The organism is Anaerobium acetethylicum, from assembly GCF_900096945.1.
In the GTDB taxonomy this organism is placed as follows: Bacteria; Bacillota; Clostridia; order Lachnospirales; family Lachnospiraceae; genus Anaerobium; species Anaerobium acetethylicum.
Window position 1 is genome coordinate 60,254 of the sequence record NZ_FMKA01000008.1, and the last position, 23,285, is coordinate 83,538.

Sequence of the window (23,285 nt, forward strand, 5' to 3'; positions counted from 1 at the left end):
CGCAATAGGTATTGAAATTTGGGTGGATTCATACTATTATAGAAGTGGCTGTTTATAGCCATTAAAGTATTAGAAATGAGGAATATTATGTATAAATTGTTCATATTTGATTTAGATGGAACGCTGGCAGATACAGTAGAATCGATTGCATGTTCGGGAAACCTGGCAATTGCGGAGGCGGGATTTGCACCTCTTGAGGTCAGCAGATACAGGGGATTTGCCGGAGACGGCGTCAAGGAGCTGATTAAGCGGATGCTGGCTGCTGTTGGAGATGAGGAACTGAAAAACTTTGACCAGGTCGAAGCAAGATATCATAAGCTGCTTGCAGAGCATTGCATGTACAAGGTTTCGGTATTTGACGGAATACTGGAATTTCTGGACTGTCTCAAAGAAATGGGCATCAAGATTGCAGTGTTGTCGAACAAGCCGCATGAACGGACCGTGGAGGTTATCGAGGAACTTTTTGGCAAGGACTATTTTGACCATGTCCAGGGACAGACTGAAAGCATAGAAAGAAAACCGGATCCACAGGGAGCGCTTATGATTGCAGAAAAATTCCAGGCAGATCCCCGGGAGTGCGTATATGTCGGAGATACGAATACGGACATGATTACCGGAAAAGGATCCAACATGTTTACTGTGGGCGTCACCTGGGGATTCAGAGACAGGGACGAACTGGAAAAAAATCATGCAGACTGGGTGATAGACAGTCCATCCGAGCTGATGAAGCTTTTAGGAAAGGAAGTTTTGAATTAGTATGATCAGACTTGTTGCTACCGATATTGACGGCACCCTTGTTGAAGAGGGAAAAAACAACATTAACACAGAACTGCATGATATCGTCTGTGAACTTAAAAAAAAGGGCATTGTATTCGCTGCTGCAAGCGGAAGGCAGTACTTCAATGTAAGGCGCCTGTTTGAACCGGTCGACCATGACATGATATTTATTGCCGAGAATGGCGCATATGTTGTGTGCAGGGACGTCGAAATAGATGTGGTGGCCATTGAAAGGGAACTTGTAGCCGGACTGGTTGAAGACATGCGAAAGCTGGAAAACTGCAGGTTCGTGGCATGTGCAAAAGATGCACTCTATGTGGAATCAAAAGACGAAGAATTCATTGACCTGCTCGTCAACGGCTATAAATATATTGTGGAAATCGTGGATGACGTGCTGACTGTAGAGTCTTCTATTATCAAGCTTTCAATCTTCAAGAAGGATGATATAGACAGTATCGCAGAAGAGATTTCACCGAAATGGAATGATAAGCTGAAGGTCGTCGTATCCGGACAGGACTGGATGGATTTTATGGAACTGTCAGTGGATAAGGGCGCAGCCATTGAGAAAATCCAGAGAACGCTGGGAATCGCGATAGAAGAAACAATGGTATTTGGCGATAATCTGAATGATATTGGAATGTTCGCAAGGGCAGGCGAGAGTTTTGCCGTCGGGAATGCAAGACCTGAAGTGAAGGCGGCTGCAAAGCATATAGCAGACACGAATGTAAACCACGGGGTCCTGAAAGTCCTGAAGGCGCTGCTTGAAAAAATGGAACAGATCAAAGAAGAAAGTGAGGGTCATAAAAACGATGTATGAATTTGATGAAGAATGTCTGAAGGTATTTTTGAAAAAGCAGGGACAGCTGTTTCCGGAACCGGTAGCGGAAAGCCTTGAAGAAGCAGATGAATTTTTGCAGGACTGCATGGCAGTCGTATTAGTTTCACTGAAGGAAGTAAAAGAGTACTGGGAAGAAAACGGGATGGACGTAGAAGGAATGACCCTGGAAGAGATTGAAGAATCCGCTGAAGTATTTCCGCTTTCGAACGGCAGATATCTTGTCGTGGAGGCATAATTGCATGAATCAGAGGAGAAAACTGTTTCTCATAATGGTGGCAGCTATCATAGCAGTTATAGCGATGGTGTCGAGCTGTGGGAAATCAGGCTCGAAAATCGTGTTTACAACAGGGCTTTCAAATGATGAGGTCTTTAAAATCGATGGAAGCGTCTGCGTCCTTCCTGAAGCCATGGTTTATCTGACCACCGTACAGAACCAGTATGAAAACACATATGGGGTGGAGATGTGGGAACAGGATTTCGGAGGAACGACTCTTGAAGAGTATGTGAAAGAATCGGTGATCTCTCAGCTGGCCCAGATCAAGAGCATGGCCATTCTGGCGAAGGACAGGGAAATATCCCTGGGCGAGGAGGAATCAGCCCTTGTGGCAGAATCAGCAAAAGAGTATTTTGCAACTCTGGATGAAAAAGAGATAGAATATCTAAATGTCACAGAGGAGATTATTGCCGGAATGTACGCAGACTATGCACTGGCAAATAAAGTCTATACAGAACTTACTAAAGATGTGGATACGGAAGTAAGCGATGACGAAGCCAGAATCATCACGGTGCAGCATATTCTGATCAAGAACTATGGAACTGATGCGGATGGCAGCAGGACAGAACTAAGCCTGGATGAGAAACAGGCTGCAAAGGCAAAGGCTGAAGAGGTGCTCGCCAGAGCCCAGGCAGGCGAAGCGTTTACCATGCTTGCAGAGACATATAATGAAGATTCGGAAACGGAATATACATTTGGAAGAGGTACCATGTCAGAAACGTTCGAAGCTGCTGCTTTTAATATGGAGGACGGAGAACTGAGCGGAATAGTCGAGACCGAGTTCGGATATCATATCCTCAAATGCATCGTAAGCTATGACAAAGAAGAGACCGACAAGAATAAGCTGACGATCGCACAGCAGCGGAAGACGGAAGCCTTCAATGAAATATATAATTTTTACACAGCGGAGCTGCCATCGGAATTTAACGACAAGCTCTGGGACGGGATTGAATTCGAAAGTGGAGACGGAATCGAAACCACAGAGTTTTTCGATGTCTATAATAGTAAATTTGGGGCGTGAAGCTTCACAGGCGGATGAGCCAGAAAAGGAGGACCTACATGTAAGGTCCTTCTTTTTTTATCCGAACAAACGGAAAGTGTCTGATTGTGACTGAAGGTGTTGTATTGTGTTGGTTTTGCGTTGACTTATTCATAAAACAAAGGTATAATTAAAAGGATAATACAAAAAGCCTGCAAAAGAAGACAGCCTGCCGGCTGCCGGAATCATGCCATAAGGAGCGAGAAGATGAAAAAGTACTATGATGGAGAAATTCAGAAAAGTCCAAGAATCCAGGGGCTTGTTGATGATTTATACGAAAAGATGCCAGAAATAGAAGCAGACAGGGCAGTGCTGCTGACGCGCTCCTATATGGAGACCGAAGGCGAGCCTGTGATCACGAGGAGAGCAAAAGCCTTCAGGACGATTTGTGAGGAGCTTCCTATTATAATCAGGAGGAACGAGCTCATAGTGGGAAGCAATTCGAAATCGCCGAGAAGCTGCCAGGTATTTCCGGAATATTCCTTTGAGTGGCTGGAAGCTGAGTTCGATACAGTGGAGACGAGAAGTGCAGATCCTTTTTATATATCAGAAGAGACAAAAAAATCACTTCATGAAGTCTTTCAGTACTGGAAGGGAAAAACCACATCAGAACTTGCGACCTCATACATGGCGCCAGAAACACTCCTCGCGATGGAGCACAATATCTTTACGCCGGGGAATTACTTCTATAATGGCATCGGACACCTGACTGTACAGTATGAAAAGATTCTCGCTGTCGGCTATAAGGGCATCATTGCCGAAGCAGAGGCGGAGCTTGCATGCTGCAGGGTGTCGGATGGTGATTATGCGAAAAAGTCCCATTTTCTCAATGCGGTCATCATAAGCTGCCAGGCTGCCATAACATTTGCCAGAAGGTATGCGGAACTTGCACTTAAGGAAGCAGAGAACTGCAGGGATGAACAGCGAAAATCAGAGCTTCTCGGCATCGCAATGAACTGTGCCAGGGTTCCGGAACATGGAGCGGAAAGCTTCTGGGAAGCCTGCCAGTCATTCTGGCTTGTACAGATGCTTCTGCAGACGGAATCCAGCGGACATTCGATTTCTCCGGGGCGTTTCGACCAGTATATGTATCCTTACTATAAAGCGGACTTAGATGCAGGAAAGATAACAAGGGAATTCGCCCAGGAACTGATGGACTGCATCTGGGTCAAACTGAACGACCTGAACAAGGTGCGCGATGCGGGATCAGCGGAAGGCTTTGCTGGATACAGCCTTTTCCAGAACCTGATTGCAGGAGGCCAGGATGAGGATGGCAATGACGTGACGAACGATCTGTCGTTCATGTGCATAGAAGCCTCCATGCACGTCATGCTTCCCGCGCCATCCCTTTCCGTACGCGTATGGAACAGGACTCCGGACGAATTTCTGATTAAGGCCGCCATCCTTACAAGGACAGGAATCGGCCTCCCGGCCTATTACAATGACGAAGTGATTATTCCGGCACTGGTAAACAGGGGAGTGACCCTTCAGGATGCCCGCACTTATAACATCATCGGGTGCGTCGAGCCACAGAAGGCAGGAAAGACCGACGGCTGGCATGATGCCGCTTTCTTCAACATGTGCAGGCCACTTGAACTGGTTTTTGGCAACGGCATGGACCAGGGAGTGCAGGTCGGCATCAGGACAGGAGAAATACAGGAGCTTGATACATTCGAAAAGTTCTATAATGCATACAAAAAGCAGACGGAATATTGCATCGGCCTTATGGTGAATGCTGATAATGCAATTGATGTGGCCCACGCTGAAAGATGCCCTCTGCCGTTCCAGTCGTGCATGGTGGACGACTGCATAAAAAGAGGAAAATCCCTTCAGGAGGGCGGAGCCGTGTATAACTTCACGGGCCCTCAGGGATTCGGAATCGCAAACATGGCTGACTCTCTTGTTGCCATACAAAGACTGGTCTATGATGAGAAGCGCCTTACGCTTGCCGAATTAAAGAAAGCCCTTGAAGACAATTTCGGAAGGGGCATGGAAGGCGGCATGGCGGAAAAAATAACGGCAAGAATCGCCGGTGACATTGCAGCCGCAGGAAAGCCTGTGGGCGAAAAGGAAGTCAGCGACATATACAGGATGGTGGTGGCCGGACTGGCAGCAGGACCGGAAAAGGAAAAATACGAGAAGCTGCTGGAAACAATAGAAGCCCTTCCGAAATACGGGAATGACATTCCGGAAGTAGACGCATTTGCCCGTGACGTGGCATATTCGTATACCAGACCACTTGAAAAATTCAAAAATCCAAGAGGCGGGCAGTATCAGGCGGGTCTTTATCCGGTATCAGCAAACGTCCCCCTTGGCGCCCAGACCGGTGCAACACCGGATGGAAGGCTTGCATACACGCCAATCGCAGACGGAGTCGGGCCGGCTTCGGGAAGGGACGTCAAGGGACCTACCGCCGCTGCCAACTCGGTGGCATGTCTGGATCATTTTATCGCATCCAACGGAACCCTTTTCAACCAGAAGTTTCATCCTTCGGCGCTGGCAGGAATGAAAGGTCTCCAGAACTTCACCTCCCTGATCAGGGGATTCTTTGACCAGAAGGGCATGCATATGCAGTTCAATGTCGTCAGCAGAGAGACCCTCCTGGATGCCCAGGCGCATCCGGAAAATTACAAGAGCCTCGTGGTCAGGGTGGCGGGATACAGTGCGCTGTTCACTTCACTTTCGAGATCGCTTCAGGATGATATTATCAGCAGGACGACCCAGGGGTTCTAGGCAGGAGAAAACGGATACGGGCGGCGGATGACAGGACAGATCCGATATGCGCAGGGAAAGGAACGATCATCATATGGAACAGGATAAATTGAACATAAAAGGCAGGATATTTGACATACAGAAATTTTCAATTCATGACGGACCAGGAATCAGGACAATCGTATTCCTGAAGGGGTGTGTTCTCCGCTGCAGGTGGTGCTGCAATCCGGAATCCCAGAACTTTGACATAGAAACGATGAAGGTCGGGGAAAAAAATAAGGTAATCGGAGAGGATGTCACCGTCGCCCAGGTGCTCGAAGAGGTCATGAAGGATATGACCTACTACAAGCGCTCAGGCGGTGGGCTCACCCTGTCTGGCGGTGAATCCCTGCTTCAGCCCGATTTTGCCTGTGCCCTGCTGGAGGCTGCCCGGGAAAGCGGAATAAACACCGCAATCGAATCCAGCGGATGTGTTGGCTATGGAATCATTGAGCGATATCTCCCGCATCTGGATTTGTTCATGCTGGACATCAAGCATGTCGACAGTGCAAAACATGAAGCATATACCGGACTGCCCAACAGCCTGATTCTGGAGAATGCAAGAAAGATTGCAGAGTCGGGCCAGAATCTGGTCATCAGGGTGCCGGTAATTCCAGGATTCAACCATACGCCGGAAGAGATACGGAAAATAGCAGAATTTGCAGCATCCCTCCCCGGAGTGGAGGAGCTCCATCTGCTTCCGTACCATCGCTTCGGGCAGGATAAGTATGAAGGCCTTGGAAGAGAGTATCTTCTGGGGGATTTGGAAACGCTGAGTGAAGAATATATGAGAATGCTCCAGGATGCAGCTGCAGAAACAGGGTTGCAGGTGCAGATTGGCGGATAAAAAAAGGCGGATTCTTTAGAATCTGCCTTTTTTTACTTATAGGGGGGCAAAAGCCCAGTCATAAAATAGTATTCGTCAATTTGCACAGGTTTTCGAATGAGGACGTGATGCAAAACATGTTCATTCGCAGCGCGCTCTCGCTTAGATGAAGACGTAGTGGTACATAGGGCCGCAGAATACGCGGCCCAAGTGCCAACGTCTTCATAAAGCTGCTCATTGAATCATGTTTTGCATCACTGCGTGTTGGATGGCGAATGTGCAAATTGACGAAGGCAAGGTTTTCGAATGAGGACGTGATGCAAAACATGTTCATTCGCAGCGCGCTCTCGCTTAGATGAAGACGTAGTGGTACGTAAGGCCGCAAAGTACGCGGCCTAAGTACCAACGTCTTCATAAAGCTGCTCATTGAATCATGTTTTGCATCACTGCGCGATAGATGGCGAATGTGCAAATTGACGACGCGAACGTTGTGAGAGGGCTTTTGCTTCGCGAATTTTTATAAGAAATTCAGAGGGTTTCTTATAAATTATACCTTATAAAGGCTCTGCTTGTTTTGGGGAACAGCAGTCAATGCCTTCAAAGAAGCCAGGGAACAGAGGAAAGGATGATTACTGTTCACTCTGTGACAAGCAACACGCTGCGCGATGCACAGAAAAGGTTGAAATATACCATTTCGCCCTGCAAGCTCCGGAATTTTCGTGAGTTCCGCTTCGCTGCATTCACAAAAAACACCTTGCGCCAGCTGATGTGTGAACAGTAACAAAGGATGTTTAATAAGGGATGTTCAATAATGTTCAATAATGCAAGTCAAGTATTGTATTGTGCGTAGTTATCAAGTAAAATAGACGTACTTATTGCGCAGAAAATGCCTAAACAGCGAGGGAAGGCAGAGGGCGATGAGAAATGAATAATCAAAAGGGAGATTGAAGATGAGCAGAAAAGCAGCATTTGAACAATGCCACTATTGCAGCTGGTGCGGCAGAAAGCTTGACAGGAAGGCAGAAGTATGCCCCGATTGCGGATTTCAGCGATATAAAGAGGATCCGTATCCGGGAATACCGGCTGTTGGATCCGTTGGGGCAGGCTGGTCGGACAAGATAAACGATCCAAGGTTTGCCGGATACCAGAAAAAGAAAAGGGGATCTGCCTTGATCATGTACCCGGTACTGCTTGTGATTATAGCAGTTGTACTTCTTGTAACCGGGCAGATTGAGCTTGATTCGGAAGGAATTTATGTGATAGGCGGACTTTTTGTGATTTTTTCCATGTTCTGTATAGGCTGGATACTGAGCACTATGAAAAAGGGAAAGAGCTGGGAAGGAACCGTGGAAGATAAGCAGTTGAAGAAGCGCGTAGTAAAATCCTACAATCATAATCTGGAGAGGTATGAAGAAATCATTCATTGGGATACAATCATCACCCTGCGCAAACCAAGCGGAAGAAGAGAGAACATTGTGTTCAAAGATGACAACCGATATTATGAATATCTGAAGGCTGGTGATTATGTTTACAACCATCAGAACAGAGATTTCAGATATATTGAAAAATATGACAAATCCTTGGATGATACGCTTTACTGTGCATCCTGCGGCTATCCTAACGATATCCGGGGAAATTTCTGCCAGTCCTGCGGATGTCCGCTGATCAAATAGGAAGGAGGATATTATGGCTAATTTTTGCAGAAAATGCGGCAGTGTGCTTGGTGAAGAGGCAAAATTCTGTCGAAGCTGCGGTCAGCAGATTATTTCGAAAAATAAAAAGCAGCCCGTATGCTCCGGGTGTGGAGGAGTTCTTTCACCGAATGCCAAATTCTGCCGGAAATGTGGAGCGAAAGTGACTCTGGATGAAACCAGGAAGGAAGTTCCGAAAGTAGAAGAAAAGGCAGAACCGAAGGCAGAACGAAAAGAAGAATCAAAGGCTGAAAAAAACATAGAAACAATAGAAAAACAGTATACGGCAGCGGCAGTAAAAGTGAGGGAAAACAAGCCTCTCCAGGCATCGGCTCCAGCCAGGACTGAGTTGCGCAACAGCATGAAGGTTCTGGAAAGGGCGGTGCAGGCCTCTGACCTGCCTGGAGAGATCTCGTTTGAACCGATCGCTTCAGCTGGGAGCGCTGTTTCTGATATTCGGGAAGCTACAGGTACTCTGAAGATATTGGCTTCCGGCATATCAGGGCTGTTCAGAGGCTTTCAGATAATTGTCCGGAATCCCAGGAAAATAATTCCGGCACTGGTGCTCTTCCTTATATGGGTTTTGCAGGATCTGCTGAAGCAGAAGGGAATCAGGATTCCATTTTCAGGAGCCCTTGAGTGGCTTACCTTTACACAAAACGGTACAGCAAGCCGGCCGCTCCTGGCGGGAAGCATGCTTGGAAAAGCTGTGTATGCCGGCTGCATCACTTCGATTGTGACGGCATTCATGGAGCGGAGAAATCCCTTGGCGAATGTGACGGGCGGGTTGAAGAAATTCGTATCAACTCTTAATTGGAAGGATCGAAACGGAGCTGGAATCATGCTTTCAGCGGCGGGTATGGCTATGATCGCAAACAATTTTCTGACTGCAGGAAATCCGATACAGAACAGCATTCTTCCCGTGCTGGCTTCGTTTTCCATGCTTAGGATGCTGGGAGGAAGGAACGGATTTATCAAAAGGCTGATTTCGTCCATAATAGGAAAGCGCATCCATGCTTCTGAAAAAAATGAGAAAGCAGGCGGCGTCAACCGTGTTCTGGCCGGCATGGCAGCCGGTTTCGCAATATCGGCATCAATATCGGCAATCCAGATCAGCTGGGCAGGCTACGCAGCAGGTGCTATCTTTCTGGGAGCCGGTATTGGCATTGTGTTTACAGGCAACAGAAAAAAGGAGGTGACAGAAGCATGATAGCACTGAAAAGAATAGTTTGTGCAGGTTTGGCTGCATTTATGATGTCTGCCTGCATATTCCCCCTGTCGGTCCATGCGGAGGCAGAAACCGGGAAATGGGTTTTGACAGATGTTGTTGTAGATGACGGAACGGGAGAGTATACCGAACGGGAAGAATACAGCGGCGGTGGCATGAGCGGATTTTCAAGTACGACGGCAACCTATTCGCCAGGCAGCCTGGTAATCAATAATGCGGCGGATTATTATGATGAACAGTTCAAGGATTCCCCAATCTATCATACGCAGTATGATTATACAACGACTTTCCTGTGGGAAGAGCCTCCCCAGGAATTCAGTACGGAGAATATCAGGGACTTGAAGCTGACTGTTTCAGGAAGCATCACTGGGCTGAATGAATCGCGGTATTTCTACAACGATATGTATCTGGAGTATCACCTGGATGCCTATTATCCGGCATCTGGAACTTTAAATGACATAGTAAGTCCGGCAAATATGTCTGTAAGCTATGAAAATCCTTCTGTCACCAAAGAGGTTTTCATCGACAAAGATTATCTGAGAGGTGAGGAAGGCGCTACACTGACCATAGAGGTCTACTGCGGATCTCCACTTGTTGTAGAATATATTTATGAATATAGAAGCGGTACCGCGGCTCCGGTGGCTGACGGATCTTCTGTGATCAATACGGAAGCGGATGCCGGTTCTGGCGAAACGCCTTATTCAGTACCGAAGGCAGCCGTTTTAGGAATAACTGCGGTGGCAGCCCTGGCCGGAGCAGCAGGCGCAGCGTCAGCAGCGGCCGGAACCGCAGGAGCCGGAGCTGCATCATCCGGGGAAGGCGAAGAAGGCCAGGAAGAGGAAGAAAAGGAATCCAGTTTCCGGATGTATGTCTATAAGGATTTTGGAAACAAGATCCGTTACGACCAGCCGGCAGTCAGCGTGTATGCGCGAATGGCAGAGGTGAAGCCGGATGGACGGGAAGTCGAGAGACTCGATCTGACTGAGCGTATACAGATCGCATCGGCAGAAAGCTGCCTGAAGGTGGGAAATCCAGCTATAGCCGGCAATTATATGGGGGCTGCTGTTTCTGCCGAATCGGTAAAGGGTGCTGAAAATCCGACTGAAGCAGTAATCCGCTTTACCTTTTCGGGAGAGGGCGGAATCTTCCAGAATAATATGAAATTCTACCTGGTAGGAGATCCGTATATCGAATATACAGGAAAACACGATAACCAGATCATGGTCCTTGCAGGAAGCGGGGGTACTTATGAACTTCCCTTCGAGCCGGTAAATTTCACGGCAAAACCGGAATGTACCCTGGAAGAAGTCGAGTTTGAAGGATTTGTTCCGGAAATCGTGACGGAAAAGGATGGGAAGCAGAAAATCGTGATTACTGACAGAAGCCAGAAGCCAGAAGCAATTGAACGGTTTATGGATCCTTTCAGGCTTACGATCGTTGCAAAAAGCGAGCATGAAGAATGCCGTTCACCGTTTGAAGTTGTTCTGTGCTATGAAGGACTCCTTGCTGATTTCGCAGGAGCGAAAAAGGAAATCAAGGGCTATTTCGACCGCAAAACGGGGCAGATGGGCAGGACAGCGGTTGCGTTCAGGCTGGGATTATGGAATGTGGAAAATGAAGAACTGGAATATGTGAAGCCTGATGATCTGGCATTTACCTATAGCGATGAAAGCGGAGTCTGCGAAATTATAGGGCTTGAGGCCGATCTGGATTCCGACAGAAGTGACAGGGAGAAGACGGTCTACAATCTGAAAGCACAGAAATCCTTCCCGTCATCAGCGCCTGTCAAAGGCCTGTTATCCGCAATGTGCAGGTTTGGAGAAGCTTTTTATGAATACAGTGCAGAGATTCCCCTGATGCCGGATATTCAGGAGTATGACAGCATCATGGATACAGAAAAGGAATATCAGAACTGCCTGTACATGATAGACAATTATCTTCCGACAGAGCAGGCGGCAATACTGAAGACGGAGCTGGAAACAAAGAGGATCCTTTATGCATACGGCGCAGGGGACTATCAGATCTACCGCAGGTATGTATGGGAAAGAGCCCAGTATTATCTGATGGAACAGCACCGGGACTATATGAGAGAGGCTGCTTTTTACGACGATATGATCAAAGTCTGCGACATGGCGGTATTTATAGGCAATATTGCGTTTGAAGCCATGCTGATGCCAATCGGCGGACCGCTGGCAGGATTCCTTATTTCGAATGCCAAAGATCTCTTCATTGCTCTTGTCAACATGTACCAGACGAACGGAGAACTTACGCTGGATGGAGTGATGAGCTACCTGACAGGTGTGCTTGGCGGACTTGACGGCGTATTCTCATCGACGCCTTCGCCATCCGAAATCAGGAAACTCAGCCTTTGGCTGGCAGGGTACTTTACCTACAGGATATTCTACAATAAGTATTATGTGCGCAATGAAAACAATCAGATCAATAGCTGGAGCGAAGCGCTGCTTCAGGCTTTCAAGGAACTGGGAATCAAGACTGTCATGGCCGGATTTGTAGCCAGATATCTGGATGAAGACCAGGTAATCAATAAAAACCCATACGGCTACAGCAAAGATGCCGATGGGAAATTGATGAAACCTATTACAGATGCAGGCGATGCAGTCGTCAGCAAAGCCGATGATGCTTTGGGAGCCCTGGCTCAATTTCTTGATGATATTGTGGATGGAAAGATCGTACTGCCTTGGGCATAGAAATCTGATGAATGGAGGAAAAAGAGATGTTTTGTGAAAATTGTGGAAAAAAGATCGGGGAACATGATGAGTACTGCGATGGATGCGGTGCGAAGCAGCCTGTTGCGAACGATAGAATCAGCGGAAGCAGCCCTCATATACAGGCGGCTGCAAATCCATATGGAGCAGCGCCAGGAACAACGCCAGGGGCAGGATATGGAGCAGCGCCAGGGGCAGCACCGGGAACAGCGCCAGGGGCAGCATATGGAGCAGCGCCAGGGGCAGCTATGGGAGCAGCACCAGGTGCTGCTTCAGGAAGGCAGCAACAGCCTTACCAGCCTTATAATCCGGCAACAGCATACAAGGACAGAACGGCGGAAATCATGGGAGTAGGACAGTATCTGGGAACTTTTATCCTGATGAGCATACCAGTTCTTAATCTGATCCTGATATTGGCCTGGAGCTTTTCAAAATCAGTAAATCCTAACAAGCGCAATTATGCAAGGGCTATACTTGTGCTGTGCATCATTGCAGTTGCTCTGGGGGTATTGCTGAAAGACAGGTTGTTGGAACTCATGCCCTATGCGCCTCTGTATTAGGGAATTCCGGGTGCATGGCAAATAGAATACCATTCTCATAAACGGCAACGTTTATAAAAAAAAAGAATGAATCAGTCCGATTCATTCTTTTTTTTTCTTAAAGTAACTATGGAGATTTCTAGAGGTCGGCAAGGAGCATCATGATTTTGTTGCTTCTTGCAATGAAGTTCGTCATTCCATCAGGGGAAAGCGGTTTGTGTGCAAGAAGTGCAAGGTCATAAAGCTGCTCGCAGATCATTGGCGTATTATCCGAATCCTTATGTTCAAGGATATATTTAACGAGCTTGTTATTTGTGTTCAGGATAAGGGTCTCGCTGTTTCCGAACATGGAAGGATCCATTCCGTACATATTGTACATCTTCATCATATCCTGCATACGTCTGCTTTCTTCTGAAAGGGTAATCATGGAAGAAATATTTTCGTCCTTGAGTCTTTCTGCTTTCACTTCAAGCTTGTCGTTGTGAAGGGACTTTTTGAAAATTTCACCCAGAGCCTTAGCAGCTTCTTCGAGTTCGGAAGCCACATCCTCTGTCTGCTCGTCCTTAAAGTGATGGGTCAGGTCAGCATCGATTCTCTGGAAATGAACGCCTTCATTTTTACGCTCGAGATGTGTGATAAAGGCTGAGTCGATGTTGTGGGTAAGCAGGACGGCATTGAGGCCTTCGTTCCTGAACATGTTGATGTACTGGCTCTGCTGTACCGGATCTGTCACATAAAAGATGGTGCTTTCAGTCTTTTCTTCTGCGGTTTCAGCTGTTTCTCCGGCATCGGCACCCTGATCCGGAGTTTCGTCAGCAGCATCTGCTTTATCTGCAGCTGGTTTTGCAGCTTCGATGCATTCTGCCAGTGTCTGGTATTTGTTATCCAGATTCTTGAAGAGGATATAGTCATTCATTTTCTCAAAGAATTTTTCATCCTTCAGGCAGCCGAATTTGATAAACGGACTGATGTCATCCCAGTATTTTTCATAGCTTTCTTTTTCAACCTTGCACATTCCTGAAAGTCTGTCTGCAACTTTTTTGGAAATATAGTCGGAAATCTTCCTTACGAAACCGTCATTCTGCAGAGCGCTTCTTGAAACATTGAGAGGAAGATCAGGACAGTCGATCACGCCTTTCAGGAGCATGAGGAATTCAGGAATTACTTCCTTGATATTGTCGGCGATAAATACCTGATTGTTGTAAAGCTTGATAGTTCCTTCGATTGAATCATACTCTGTGTTGATTTTCGGGAAGTAAAGGATGCCTTTTAAGTTAAAAGGATAGTCCATATTCAGGTGAATCCAGAACAAAGGCTCCTTGTAGTCATTGAATACCTTGCGGTAGAAATCTTTGTAATCTTCTTCCGTGCAGCTGTTAGGATGTTTTGTCCAAAGGGGTTCCGTATCGCTTAAGGAAACAGGACGTTTTACGATTTTAAGTTTTTCCTTTGCAGGAGAAATCTCGACGATTTCTTTTTCACCGTTTTCATTTTCCTTTTCTTCGGTCTTCGCTTCTTCAACGATGGTCTCAACTACTGTGTCATCCTCTGTAAGCTCGTCTTTCTCAATCGTTTCGTATGCTGTTTCAGCTGTCGCATTTGAAAGGAAGATCTCTACAGGCATGAAGGAACAGTATTTTGAAATGATTTCGCGAGCGCGGTATTCATTTGCAAATTCGAAGCTTTCGTCATTGAGGAATAAGGTGATTTCAGTGCCGACTTCGGTCCTGTCGCTGTCTTCAAGTACATATTCCGTCCCGCCGTCACATTCCCAGTGAACGCCTGTTGAGCCTTCTTTGTAGGAGCGGGTATCAATATGCACGTCATTTGCTACCATGAAAGCGGAATAGAAGCCAAGTCCGAAATGTCCGATCATCTGGTCTTCATTGGTCTTGTCTTTGTATTTTTCAAGGAAGTCTGTTGCGCCGGAGAATGCGATCTGCGTAATATATTCTTCGACCTCATCAGCAGTCATGCCGATACCATTGTCAATGAATTTGAGAGTCTTTTCTTCAGGATTTACGATAACCTGGATTTTGGCCTTGTATTTTTCAGGGAAAGTGTATTCCCCCATAACCTCTAATTTCCTGAGCTTTGTGATGGCATCACATCCGTTGGAAATGAGTTCACGGAAGAAGATGTCATGGTCTGAATACAACCATTTTTTTATGATTGGAAAAATATTTTCGCTGTTGATTGAAAGACTGCCGTGTTTCTGGGTCATTTTTTACACTCCTTATCATTCTTTTTTTTGTTATGTAAGGTCCTGTTGCCAAGACCTTCGTATAGAAAATATCTTAATACTGGAAAAAGCAAATGTCAAGAGAAAATTAGCACTCATTACAACTGAGTGCTAACAATTTCATTCTTTTTGAGGAATCTTAATACCATTGAGTCCCATGCCTGGTCAAGGCTCTTATCAAGAGTGAAATTCCTTTGTGATGTTCCGGTGGTGCAGGAAAGCGTTCCTCTTTCGAACCGGATGTTCAGAAACAGTCCGTTCACCTCGTCCGGAGAAATGGAAAGTCCGGTCTGCTGTATAAGCCTCGCAACGTTTTCAGGAGACAGCAGGAATATGAATTTGAAGCTGAGGGGTGTCTTCTTTCCTTTTATCAGCTCGAAGCAGATATTCCTGACTTCCCGCCAACAGCACATGGAGCGCTCGGTAAGTTCGGGTTGCGCAAGCTCGTCAGAGTTGAAGAACTCTTTGTTCAGATGGCCGTCTATGGAGAAGGTGCAGAAGGTCTGGATAGATGCTTCTGACAGCAGGAATGAGTCGAATACGTCTCCGCTCAGCAGTTTATGCATAAAAGTCTTTATGTCTTGTATCTCAAGTGCAATCAAAATAATGCCTCCCTTTTCGTAATTATTACAATTATATAATTTTCGGCAGATAATGAAAAGGGGAAAATGAAAATCCAGTTGTAAGGGGGGAGGGATTGTTTTATACTTATCTGGAACAGGAGGATACAACATGAAAAATATGGATAATACAGATAAATTGCTGCAGCTTATAGAGGAAGGTACCTCTCCCTTCCATGTGGTCAAAAGTGCAGCGGATCAGCTTGAGGATGCAGGTTTTATCAGGCTGGAGGCAGACAAGGAATGGGGGCTTAATGCAGGGAGCAGGTACTACCTGAGTTACAACGGAACCAGCCTTTTCGCCTTTTCGATAGGAAAACGGTTTGGATACAGGGACAACTTCCGGATAGCGGCGGCCCACACAGATTTTCCCTGCATCAAAATCAAGCCAAATCCTGACATTGCAGTTGAAAAATACGCCCAGGTAAATGTCGAGATTTATGGCGGTGCCATACTCAATACGTGGCTCGACAGGCCCCTTTCTGTATCTGGAAGGGTCGTTCTGAAGAGCATTGATATCTTCAAACCTGAAATAAGGCTTGTGAATTTTAAAAAGCCGATCATGACAATTCCGAATCTGGCAATTCACATGAATAAAGAGGTCAACAAAGGCGTCGAACTGAACAAGCAGACAGATATGCTTCCGATTGTGGGGATGATTACGGAGGAATTGAACAAGGATCATTATTTCATGAATTATCTGGCTGAAAGGGTCGGCGTTGACACGGAGGATATCCTGGATTATGAGCTGACAGTCTACAATACGGATGCAGGTGATTTGATAGGCATCAATGAGGAATTTATATCAGCACCAAGGCTCGATAACCTGACTTCGGTACAGGCTCTCGTTACGGCAATCATTGATGGGGGAAGGGCAAATGGAATCAATATCATAGCTCTGTTTGATCACGAAGAGATAGGAAGCAGGACGAAGCAGGGAGCCGGATCCATGCTTTTAAGCATGGTGGTGGAAAAAATTTATGCAACACTCGGCCGCGACCGCCTGAATTTTATGGGGGCCATGGCGGACAGCCTTCTTCTTTCTGTGGATGTGGCTCACGGGCTCCATCCGAACCAGACTGCAAAAAATGATCCTACGAACAAATGCATCCTGAACGGAGGCGTATGCCTGAAGGAGGCTGCAGGTCAGACCTATGCGACGGACAGCGAGGCGGTCGCCATCATTCAGCAGATCTGTCATGCAGGGAAGATCCCCTATCAGAAATTTGTGAACCGTTCTGACGGGACTGCGGGCAGCACCCTGGGTTCCATTGCGTCGGCAATTCTGCCAGTCAGGACCGTGGATGCGGGAGTCCCGCTGCTTGCGATGCATTCAAGCAGGGAACTGATGGGCAGACAGGATCAGGACAGCATGACAGAACTGGTGAAATCATTTTTCAGCCTGTGATAAAAGGTTACTGTTCTCTCTGTGATCAGTAACACGCTTTGCGATGCACAGAAATGGTTGGAATAAAACACCTTGCGCTGGATGATGTATGAACTGTAACGATAAAAGCACTTTGCAAAACCTGCTATTTATGCTATTATAAATAGTATCAAAAACCACGTCATGTAGTAACGGCGGCATGGATACCAGATAAATACTAGCTGCAGATATTAGGAGGATTGGCATGAGCTTTAAAATCGTGATAGACAGTTGTGGGGAACTGCCAGAAAATTATAAGAATAATCCCAATTTTGAATCGGTTCCATTGACAATAGATGTTGATGATTTTCATATTATAGATGACGAGACGTTCGATCAGGCGGATTTCCTGAAAAAAGTGGCAGCAAGTCCGAACGCACCAAAGTCGGCATGTCCTTCACCTGAAAGATACATGCAGGCATATGAGACTGATGCGGATAACGTGTATGTAGTGACGCTTTCATCCCAGCTCAGCGGATCCTATAACAGCGCAGAACTGGCAAAATCGCTTTATCTTGAAGAACACCCGGGGAAAAATATTCATGTATTCGACTCACGGTCAGCCTCGGTAGGAGAGACGCTTATCGGACTGAAAGTCGAGGAATACGAGGAAATGGGGCTTTCCTTTGAAGAAATAGTTGAAAAGGTTGAAAATTATAGAAAAGGGGCCAGAACCTATTTTGTTCTGGAAACACTGGAAACCCTTAGGAAAAATGGACGACTTAGCAATCTGAAGGCTTTTGTGGCGGGCGCATTGAACATCAAGCCTGTCATGGGTGCTACTCCTGAGGGAACGATTTACCAGATTGATCAGGCAAGGGGAATGAACAAGGCGCTTGCAAAAATGGTTTCCGTTATAGAAAAGAACACACCGGACAGTGAGGAGAGGATACTTGGAATATCCCATTGCAACTGCCCTGAACGTGCAGAATATGTCAAAGGCGAGCTTCAGAGAAACATGAAGTTCAGAGACGTCCTGATTGTTGATACGGCAGGAATCAGCAGTACTTACGCCAGCGACGGGGGAATAATCGTCGTATTGTAAGAGAAGAAATAAAGAAGGTAACTGTTCAGAACCCCTGTCTCGCGAGGTGTTTTATGCTGATTTTGCATAAAACCTGAGACATTCGTGCGCCAAATTGTTGATTTTGCAATTTGTGTGTCTCATATGTGACTATGAAGGACGTAGTCCTGAATAGTTACTAAAACAGGATAGAATCCCGGGATTTCCGGGATTCTATCCTGTTTTTTGATTTATCTCACAGGAAAGCTTTTTCCAAGCTTTTCTAGAAACCGATCCTGTATGGCAGGAATGAGCAGACTGTCATCGTTCGCATTTCCTGTGAATGGCACAAAGCCAGCAGCCATTGTAGAATGTCCGCCGCCGTTTCCGATGCCTTCGAGGGCACAGTTGCAGATTCTGCCTGCATCATATTTCTGGAATTCGCTCCTTACAGAGAGCTTGACGCCGTCTTTCTGTATGGAATAGACCACAGAAAACTGAACTTCGGCAAGTGCAAGCACGAAGTCGGAGATTGTTGCTATCAGCGCCTCGGGGCAGTTCATTCCGGTATTGGCAAAGCTTATATTTTCGAATACCTGAATGCTGTTTATGGCATTTGTGTATGCCTCGAGATCTTCAAACTGCAAGGTGCTCTGTTCCAGACATCTCAAAAGATCCAGGTCAGAAAGCTGGTAAAGGGCATAAAACATATCCAGGTCAAGTTTAGATACCCCGCGGGTAAGGTTCGCAGTATCAATTTTGATTCCGTAGATGAGGGCGGTGGCAGTTGTACTGTCGAGAGGCAGATCATTCTCAATAAAATATTCTGCTATGATAGCGGAACAGGAGCCGGCCTCTGGCCGGATGTCCTTGAAGAGATAAGCGACTTCCATGAAAGTGGGATGGTGGTCGATGCAGATGATTTCATTCCCGTTTGTGTTACGGATATTCGAATTGCCTTTCTGGCAGTCCACGAGAAGCACCTCATCATTCTGCTCAAGGTGTCCCAGGTCATTTGTGTTGAAGACAGTTATTCCCAGCGTATTGATCATTTTTATTGTGTTATAACGTTCAATCCTGCCTGAGTAGCAGATGAAGGAATCAATCCCCCGGGCACCTAACAGTTTCTGGAGGCCGAAAGCACTTGCAATGGCATCAGGATCCGGAAAGTTATGGGTCTGGATGTATACGGACTGCTTTTTCAGAGTGGATAGAAGTGCATTGAACTGGTTCATGAATGATATACTCCTCAAAGGCTATGGATAAAGCCCTCTTAATCACAAAATGCTGCCCCGTAGCTAACGGGGCAGCGTTATCAGTTTTGTTACTTTTTGTTTTTTTCTACTTCTGCCATTTTCATAGCACGTACCTTTAATGAAAGTCCGAAAAGGTTGATGAAGCCTTCTGCATCACGGTGATCATATAAGTCACCTGTTGTGAAGGAAGCGATGCTTTCATTATAGAGTGAGTAAGGGGATGTTGTTCCCTGTTTGATTATGTTTCCTTTGTAAAGCTTGAATTTAACTTCACCAGTCACATACTGCTGAGTGGATTCGATGAAGGCCTGGATCGCTTCCCTTAAAGGAGTGAACCATTTTCCTTCATAAACGACGTCAGCGAATTTATTGCCCATTTCTTTCTTAAGAGTAATAGTGGATCTGTCTAAGATGAGCTCTTCAAGCTGCTGATGAGCTTCAAGGAGGATTGTTCCGCCTGGAGTTTCATACACGCCGCGTGATTTCATTCCAACTACTCGGTTTTCAACGATATCGATGATGCCGATGCCATGCTTTCCGCCTAATTCATTTAAAGTAGTGATGATGTCAGCTACTTTCATTTCTTTTCCGTTAACACTTACAGGAATGCCCTTTTCAAAAGTCATAGTAACGATTTCCCCTTCGTCAGGAGCTTTTTCAGGAGATACGCCAAGAACTAAAAGGTGGTCGTAATCAGGAGCTGCAGCAGGATCTTCAAGCTCAAGTCCTTCATGGCTGATGTGCCATAAGTTCCTGTCACGGCTGTAGCTGTTGTTCATTGAGAATGGAAGGTCGATTCCGTGTGCGTGGCAATAATCGATTTCTTCTTCCCTTGAAGAAATATCCCAGATTCTCCATGGTGCGATGATTTTAAGGTCAGGAGCAAGTGCTTTGATTCCGAGTTCGAAACGAACCTGGTCATTTCCTTTTCCTGTAGCGCCGTGGCAGATAGCAGTAGCGCCTTCAGCTCTTGCGATTTCAACAAGCCTTTTTGCAATTACAGGTCTTGCCATTGAAGTTCCAAGAAGATATTTGTTTTCGTATACAGCATTCGCCTGTACACATGGAACAACATAATCATCGCAGAATTCATCGATGACATCTTCGATGTATAATTTGACAGCACCTGATAATCTTGCTCTTTCTTCAAGTCCGTCTAATTCATTTCCCTGTCCTACGTCGATACAGACGCAGACAACGTCATAATCGTAATTTTCTTTTAACCATGGAATGATCACTGTGGTATCAAGTCCGCCTGAGTACGCTAAGATAACTTTTTCTTTCATAATGAAATGCCTCCTAAAATTTTTAATTGCAGCACTGGCTGCCGTATGAATACATAAATACATCAGTTCCGTTTAAAGGGAGCTGAATGAGTTGCAATCTTAATAACTTAAAAATAATATACAACATCTTTCAGTATTATGCAAGTGTAAATTTATACATATTATGCATTGGGTGATAAAAGGCAGAATGAGCAGATGTTATTTCTATTATATAGAACACAAGGAGTGTTTGTGTAGAGAAAGTGAAAAAATAAAAAAACATACTTGCATAATATACGAACGTGTCGTATAATTATGCAATATCGTTGCACAGGATGAATACTGGCTGCAACAGATTTGAAAATTATGGGAAATCATAATAATGAATATAGGATTTTGCCGGCAATAGTGGTATTATAGATAAAAGGAAAAACAGCAGCAGAATCTGCAACCTAAAGGAAAAAGGAGAGATAATATGATCAAGGCAGGAATAATCGGAGCGACTGGATACGCAGGTGGAGAATTGGTAAGAATCCTTATGGGACATAAGGAAGTGGAGATAAAATGGTACGGATCCAGAAGCTATATAGATAAGAAGTATTACGAGGTTTACCAGAATATGTTCCAGATCGTCGATGACACCTGTCTGGATGATAATATGGAAGCTCTGGCAGATCAGGTAGATGTGATTTTTACGGCGACGCCTCAGGGACTTTGTGCGTCTCTTCTGAATGAGGGCATTCTTTCAAAGGTAAAAGTAGTTGACCTTAGCGCTGATTACAGGATCAAGGACGTAAAGACATATGAAGAATGGTACGGAATCGAACACAAGACTCCTCAGTACATAGAAGAAGCAGTTTACGGGCTCTGTGAAATAAACAGGGAAGATGTGAAGAAGGCAAGGCTTGTGGCTAACCCTGGATGTTATCCGACATGTTCGACACTGTCGATTTACCCATTAATAAAGGAAGGGCTGATCGATCCGAACACGATCATCATCGATGCAAAATCTGGAACCTCGGGCGCAGGAAGAGGAGCAAAGCTTGACAACCTTTACTGTGAAGTGAATGAAAACATCAAAGCTTACGGTGTCGCTGTGCACAGGCATACGCCTGAGATTGAAGAACAGCTGGGATATGCTGCAGGGGCAGATGTCAAGATCAATTTCACGCCGCATCTTGTTCCGATGAACAGGGGAATCCTGATCACAGCTTATGCGTCGCTCAATAAAAAAGCGACTTACGAAGAAGTAAAGGCAGCCTATGACAAATACTATGGCAGTGAAAAATTCGTAAGGGTTCTGGATAAGGATGTATGCCCGCAGACAAAATGGGTCGAAGGCAGCAATTACGTTGACGTCAACTTCAAGATAGATGATAGGACAAACAGGATCATCATGATGGGCGCCATGGACAATCTGGTAAAGGGTGCAGCAGGACAGGCGGTACAGAATATGAACCTGATGTTCGGATTTAAAGAGACAATGGGACTTGAACTGGTTCCGATGTTCCCATAAAAAGAAAAGAGGAAAGCATATGAAGCATATAAAACATATAGAAGGCGGAGTTACAGCGCCTAAAGGATTCAAGGCTGCAGGACTTTATGCAGGCATCAAAAAACAGAAAAAAGATATGGCTATGATATACAGCGAGGTTCCATGTAAAGCTGCAGGGACATTTACGACAAACCTTGTTAAAGCAGCACCTGTAAAATGGGATATGGAAGTCGTCTACAACTCACCTGCCGCACAGGCAGTGGTAATCAACAGCGGTGTTGCAAATGCATGTACAGGCGCCGTAGGAATGGAATATTGCAAGGAGATGGCTGAGGTTACAGGAGAGGAGCTTGGAATTCCGATGGATTCAGTGCTCGTGGCATCTACGGGTGTTATCGGAAAACAACTTCCGATGGACATTATCAAGGCGGGCATCAGGAATCTGGTTCCCATTCTTGGAGATACCCTGGATGACGGTACCATTGCGGCAGAGGCTATCATGACTACCGACACTAAGAAAAAGGAAATCGCAGTTGAAATTGAACTGGGCGGAAAAACAGTTACAATCGGCGGAATGTGCAAGGGATCAGGAATGATCCATCCGAATATGTGCACAATGTTAAGCTTTATTACGACAGATGCTGCAATTTCAAAGGAGATGCTCCAGGCAGCCCTGAGCGAGGATATCATAGATACCTATAATATGGTTTCCGTTGATGGCGATACATCAACGAATGATACGGTTCTTCTTATGGCGAACGGGATGGCAGGAAACCCTGAAATCACAGAGAAGAATGAGGACTTCAAAAAGTTTCTGGATGCCCTTAACTTTGTGGACACTTATCTTGCCAAGAAAATCGCCGAAGACGGAGAAGGAGCAACAGCCCTTTTTGAGGTTAAGGTAATTAACGCCCTCGATAAGGAGCAGGCATCGGTTCTTGCAAAAGCGATCGTCACTTCGTCACTTACGAAGGCAGCAATTTTCGGACATGATGCAAACTGGGGACGTATCCTGTGTGCAATGGGATATTCAGGGGCACAGTTCGATCCTGAAAAGGTGGATCTGTTCTTCCAGAGCGCAGCCGGAAAGATCCAGCTGATTGAAAACGGAATGGCAGTCGACTACAGCGAGGAGATTGCGACTCAGATCCTGTCCGAACCGGAGGTTACTACAATTGCGGACGTGAAGATGGGTAGTGCAGAAGCTACTGCATGGGGATGCGATCTGACTTTCGACTATGTCAAAATCAATGCAGACTACCGTTCATAATATAAATTAAGAGACGAAA

Annotated in this window: 18 protein-coding genes; 14 read left to right on the forward strand and 4 right to left on the reverse strand. The window is 45.8% G+C overall.

Going from position 1 to position 23,285, the window contains the following annotated elements; translation table 11 throughout:
• Nucleotides 1-87 precede the first annotated feature (87 nt).
• The 10 genes from BJR36_RS08610 to BJR36_RS08655 all read left to right on the forward strand — a co-directional run bounded on the left by BJR36_RS08610 (nt 88) and on the right by BJR36_RS08655 (nt 12,710).
• A complete protein-coding gene (locus BJR36_RS08610; protein WP_091232819.1) occupies nt 88-756 on the forward strand; it encodes an HAD family hydrolase in 669 nt (222 codons plus the stop codon).
• A 1-nt stretch (nt 757) separates the two neighbouring features.
• On the forward strand, nt 758-1,594 hold the full coding sequence (locus BJR36_RS08615) for an HAD family hydrolase (protein WP_091232822.1): 837 nt from the start codon (nt 758-760) through the stop codon (nt 1,592-1,594).
• Nucleotides 1,587-1,850, forward strand: coding sequence for a glyoxalase (locus BJR36_RS08620; RefSeq protein WP_091232826.1), 264 nt, complete (start codon nt 1,587-1,589; stop codon nt 1,848-1,850). The genes BJR36_RS08615 and BJR36_RS08620 overlap by 8 nt, the downstream gene beginning before the upstream one ends.
• Before the next feature lie 4 nt (nt 1,851-1,854).
• Complete coding sequence (locus BJR36_RS08625; protein WP_091232829.1) at nt 1,855-2,910, forward strand: peptidylprolyl isomerase; 1,056 nt, start codon at nt 1,855-1,857, stop codon at nt 2,908-2,910.
• Nucleotides 2,911-3,135: 225 nt separating this feature from the next.
• Nucleotides 3,136-5,661, forward strand: coding sequence for a glycyl radical protein (locus tag BJR36_RS08630; protein ID WP_091232832.1), 2,526 nt, complete (start codon nt 3,136-3,138; stop codon nt 5,659-5,661).
• Between the two features lie 73 nt (nt 5,662-5,734).
• Nucleotides 5,735-6,526, forward strand: a complete 792-nt coding sequence (locus BJR36_RS08635; protein WP_091232983.1) for a glycyl-radical enzyme activating protein — start codon at nt 5,735-5,737, stop codon at nt 6,524-6,526.
• Nucleotides 6,527-7,455: 929 nt separating this feature from the next.
• Nucleotides 7,456-8,178 carry a hypothetical protein gene (locus BJR36_RS08640; protein WP_091232835.1) on the forward strand — a complete coding sequence of 241 codons (723 nt, stop codon included), beginning with the start codon at nt 7,456-7,458 and terminating at the stop codon, nt 8,176-8,178.
• A 13-nt stretch (nt 8,179-8,191) separates the two neighbouring features.
• On the forward strand, nt 8,192-9,406 hold the full coding sequence (locus BJR36_RS08645; protein ID WP_091232838.1) for a zinc ribbon domain-containing protein: 1,215 nt from the start codon (nt 8,192-8,194) through the stop codon (nt 9,404-9,406).
• Nucleotides 9,403-12,132 (forward strand): hypothetical protein, encoded by a 2,730-nt coding sequence (locus tag BJR36_RS20265; protein ID WP_091232840.1) that lies wholly within the window; start codon nt 9,403-9,405, stop codon nt 12,130-12,132. The genes BJR36_RS08645 and BJR36_RS20265 overlap by 4 nt, the downstream gene beginning before the upstream one ends.
• A gap of 26 nt (nt 12,133-12,158) precedes the next feature.
• Nucleotides 12,159-12,710 carry a zinc ribbon domain-containing protein gene (locus BJR36_RS08655; RefSeq protein WP_091232842.1) on the forward strand — a complete coding sequence of 184 codons (552 nt, stop codon included), beginning with the start codon at nt 12,159-12,161 and terminating at the stop codon, nt 12,708-12,710.
• A 118-nt stretch (nt 12,711-12,828) separates the two neighbouring features.
• On the opposite strand, the gene htpG is transcribed toward BJR36_RS08655, so the two are convergent.
• Both htpG and BJR36_RS08665 read right to left on the reverse strand, forming a co-directional pair.
• Nucleotides 12,829-14,913, reverse strand: a complete 2,085-nt coding sequence (gene htpG / locus BJR36_RS08660) for a molecular chaperone HtpG (RefSeq protein ID WP_091232844.1) — start codon at nt 14,911-14,913, stop codon at nt 12,829-12,831.
• A 116-nt stretch (nt 14,914-15,029) separates the two neighbouring features.
• Nucleotides 15,030-15,533 carry a DUF5721 family protein gene (locus BJR36_RS08665; RefSeq protein ID WP_091232847.1) on the reverse strand — a complete coding sequence of 168 codons (504 nt, stop codon included), beginning with the start codon at nt 15,531-15,533 and terminating at the stop codon, nt 15,030-15,032.
• 130 nt (nt 15,534-15,663) lie between these two features.
• Between BJR36_RS08665 and BJR36_RS08670 the strand changes: the two genes are divergently transcribed.
• The gene (locus BJR36_RS08670; RefSeq protein WP_091232850.1) at nt 15,664-16,959 is read left to right on the forward strand and encodes a M18 family aminopeptidase; all 1,296 of its coding nucleotides are present in this window, start codon (nt 15,664-15,666) and stop codon (nt 16,957-16,959) included.
• Nucleotides 16,960-17,182: 223 nt separating this feature from the next.
• Nucleotides 17,183-18,022, forward strand: coding sequence for a DegV family protein (locus BJR36_RS08675; RefSeq protein ID WP_091232853.1), 840 nt, complete (start codon nt 17,183-17,185; stop codon nt 18,020-18,022).
• Between the two features lie 209 nt (nt 18,023-18,231).
• On the opposite strand, the gene BJR36_RS08680 is transcribed toward BJR36_RS08675, so the two are convergent.
• Nucleotides 18,232-19,215: a DHH family phosphoesterase gene (locus BJR36_RS08680; protein WP_091232856.1), complete on the reverse strand. Its 984-nt coding sequence runs from the start codon at nt 19,213-19,215 to the stop codon at nt 18,232-18,234.
• Nucleotides 19,216-19,304: 89 nt separating this feature from the next.
• Complete coding sequence (locus BJR36_RS08685) at nt 19,305-20,522, reverse strand: argininosuccinate synthase (protein ID WP_091232858.1); 1,218 nt, start codon at nt 20,520-20,522, stop codon at nt 19,305-19,307.
• A gap of 454 nt (nt 20,523-20,976) precedes the next feature.
• Here BJR36_RS08685 and argC point away from each other — a divergent pair, with 454 nt between their 5' ends.
• Both argC and argJ read left to right on the forward strand, forming a co-directional pair.
• On the forward strand, nt 20,977-22,017 hold the full coding sequence (argC, locus tag BJR36_RS08690) for an N-acetyl-gamma-glutamyl-phosphate reductase (protein ID WP_091232861.1): 1,041 nt from the start codon (nt 20,977-20,979) through the stop codon (nt 22,015-22,017).
• 28 nt (nt 22,018-22,045) lie between these two features.
• Nucleotides 22,046-23,266, forward strand: a complete 1,221-nt coding sequence (argJ, locus tag BJR36_RS08695) for a bifunctional ornithine acetyltransferase/N-acetylglutamate synthase (RefSeq protein ID WP_091232986.1) — start codon at nt 22,046-22,048, stop codon at nt 23,264-23,266.
• The last annotated feature ends 19 nt before the right edge of the window (nt 23,267-23,285 follow it).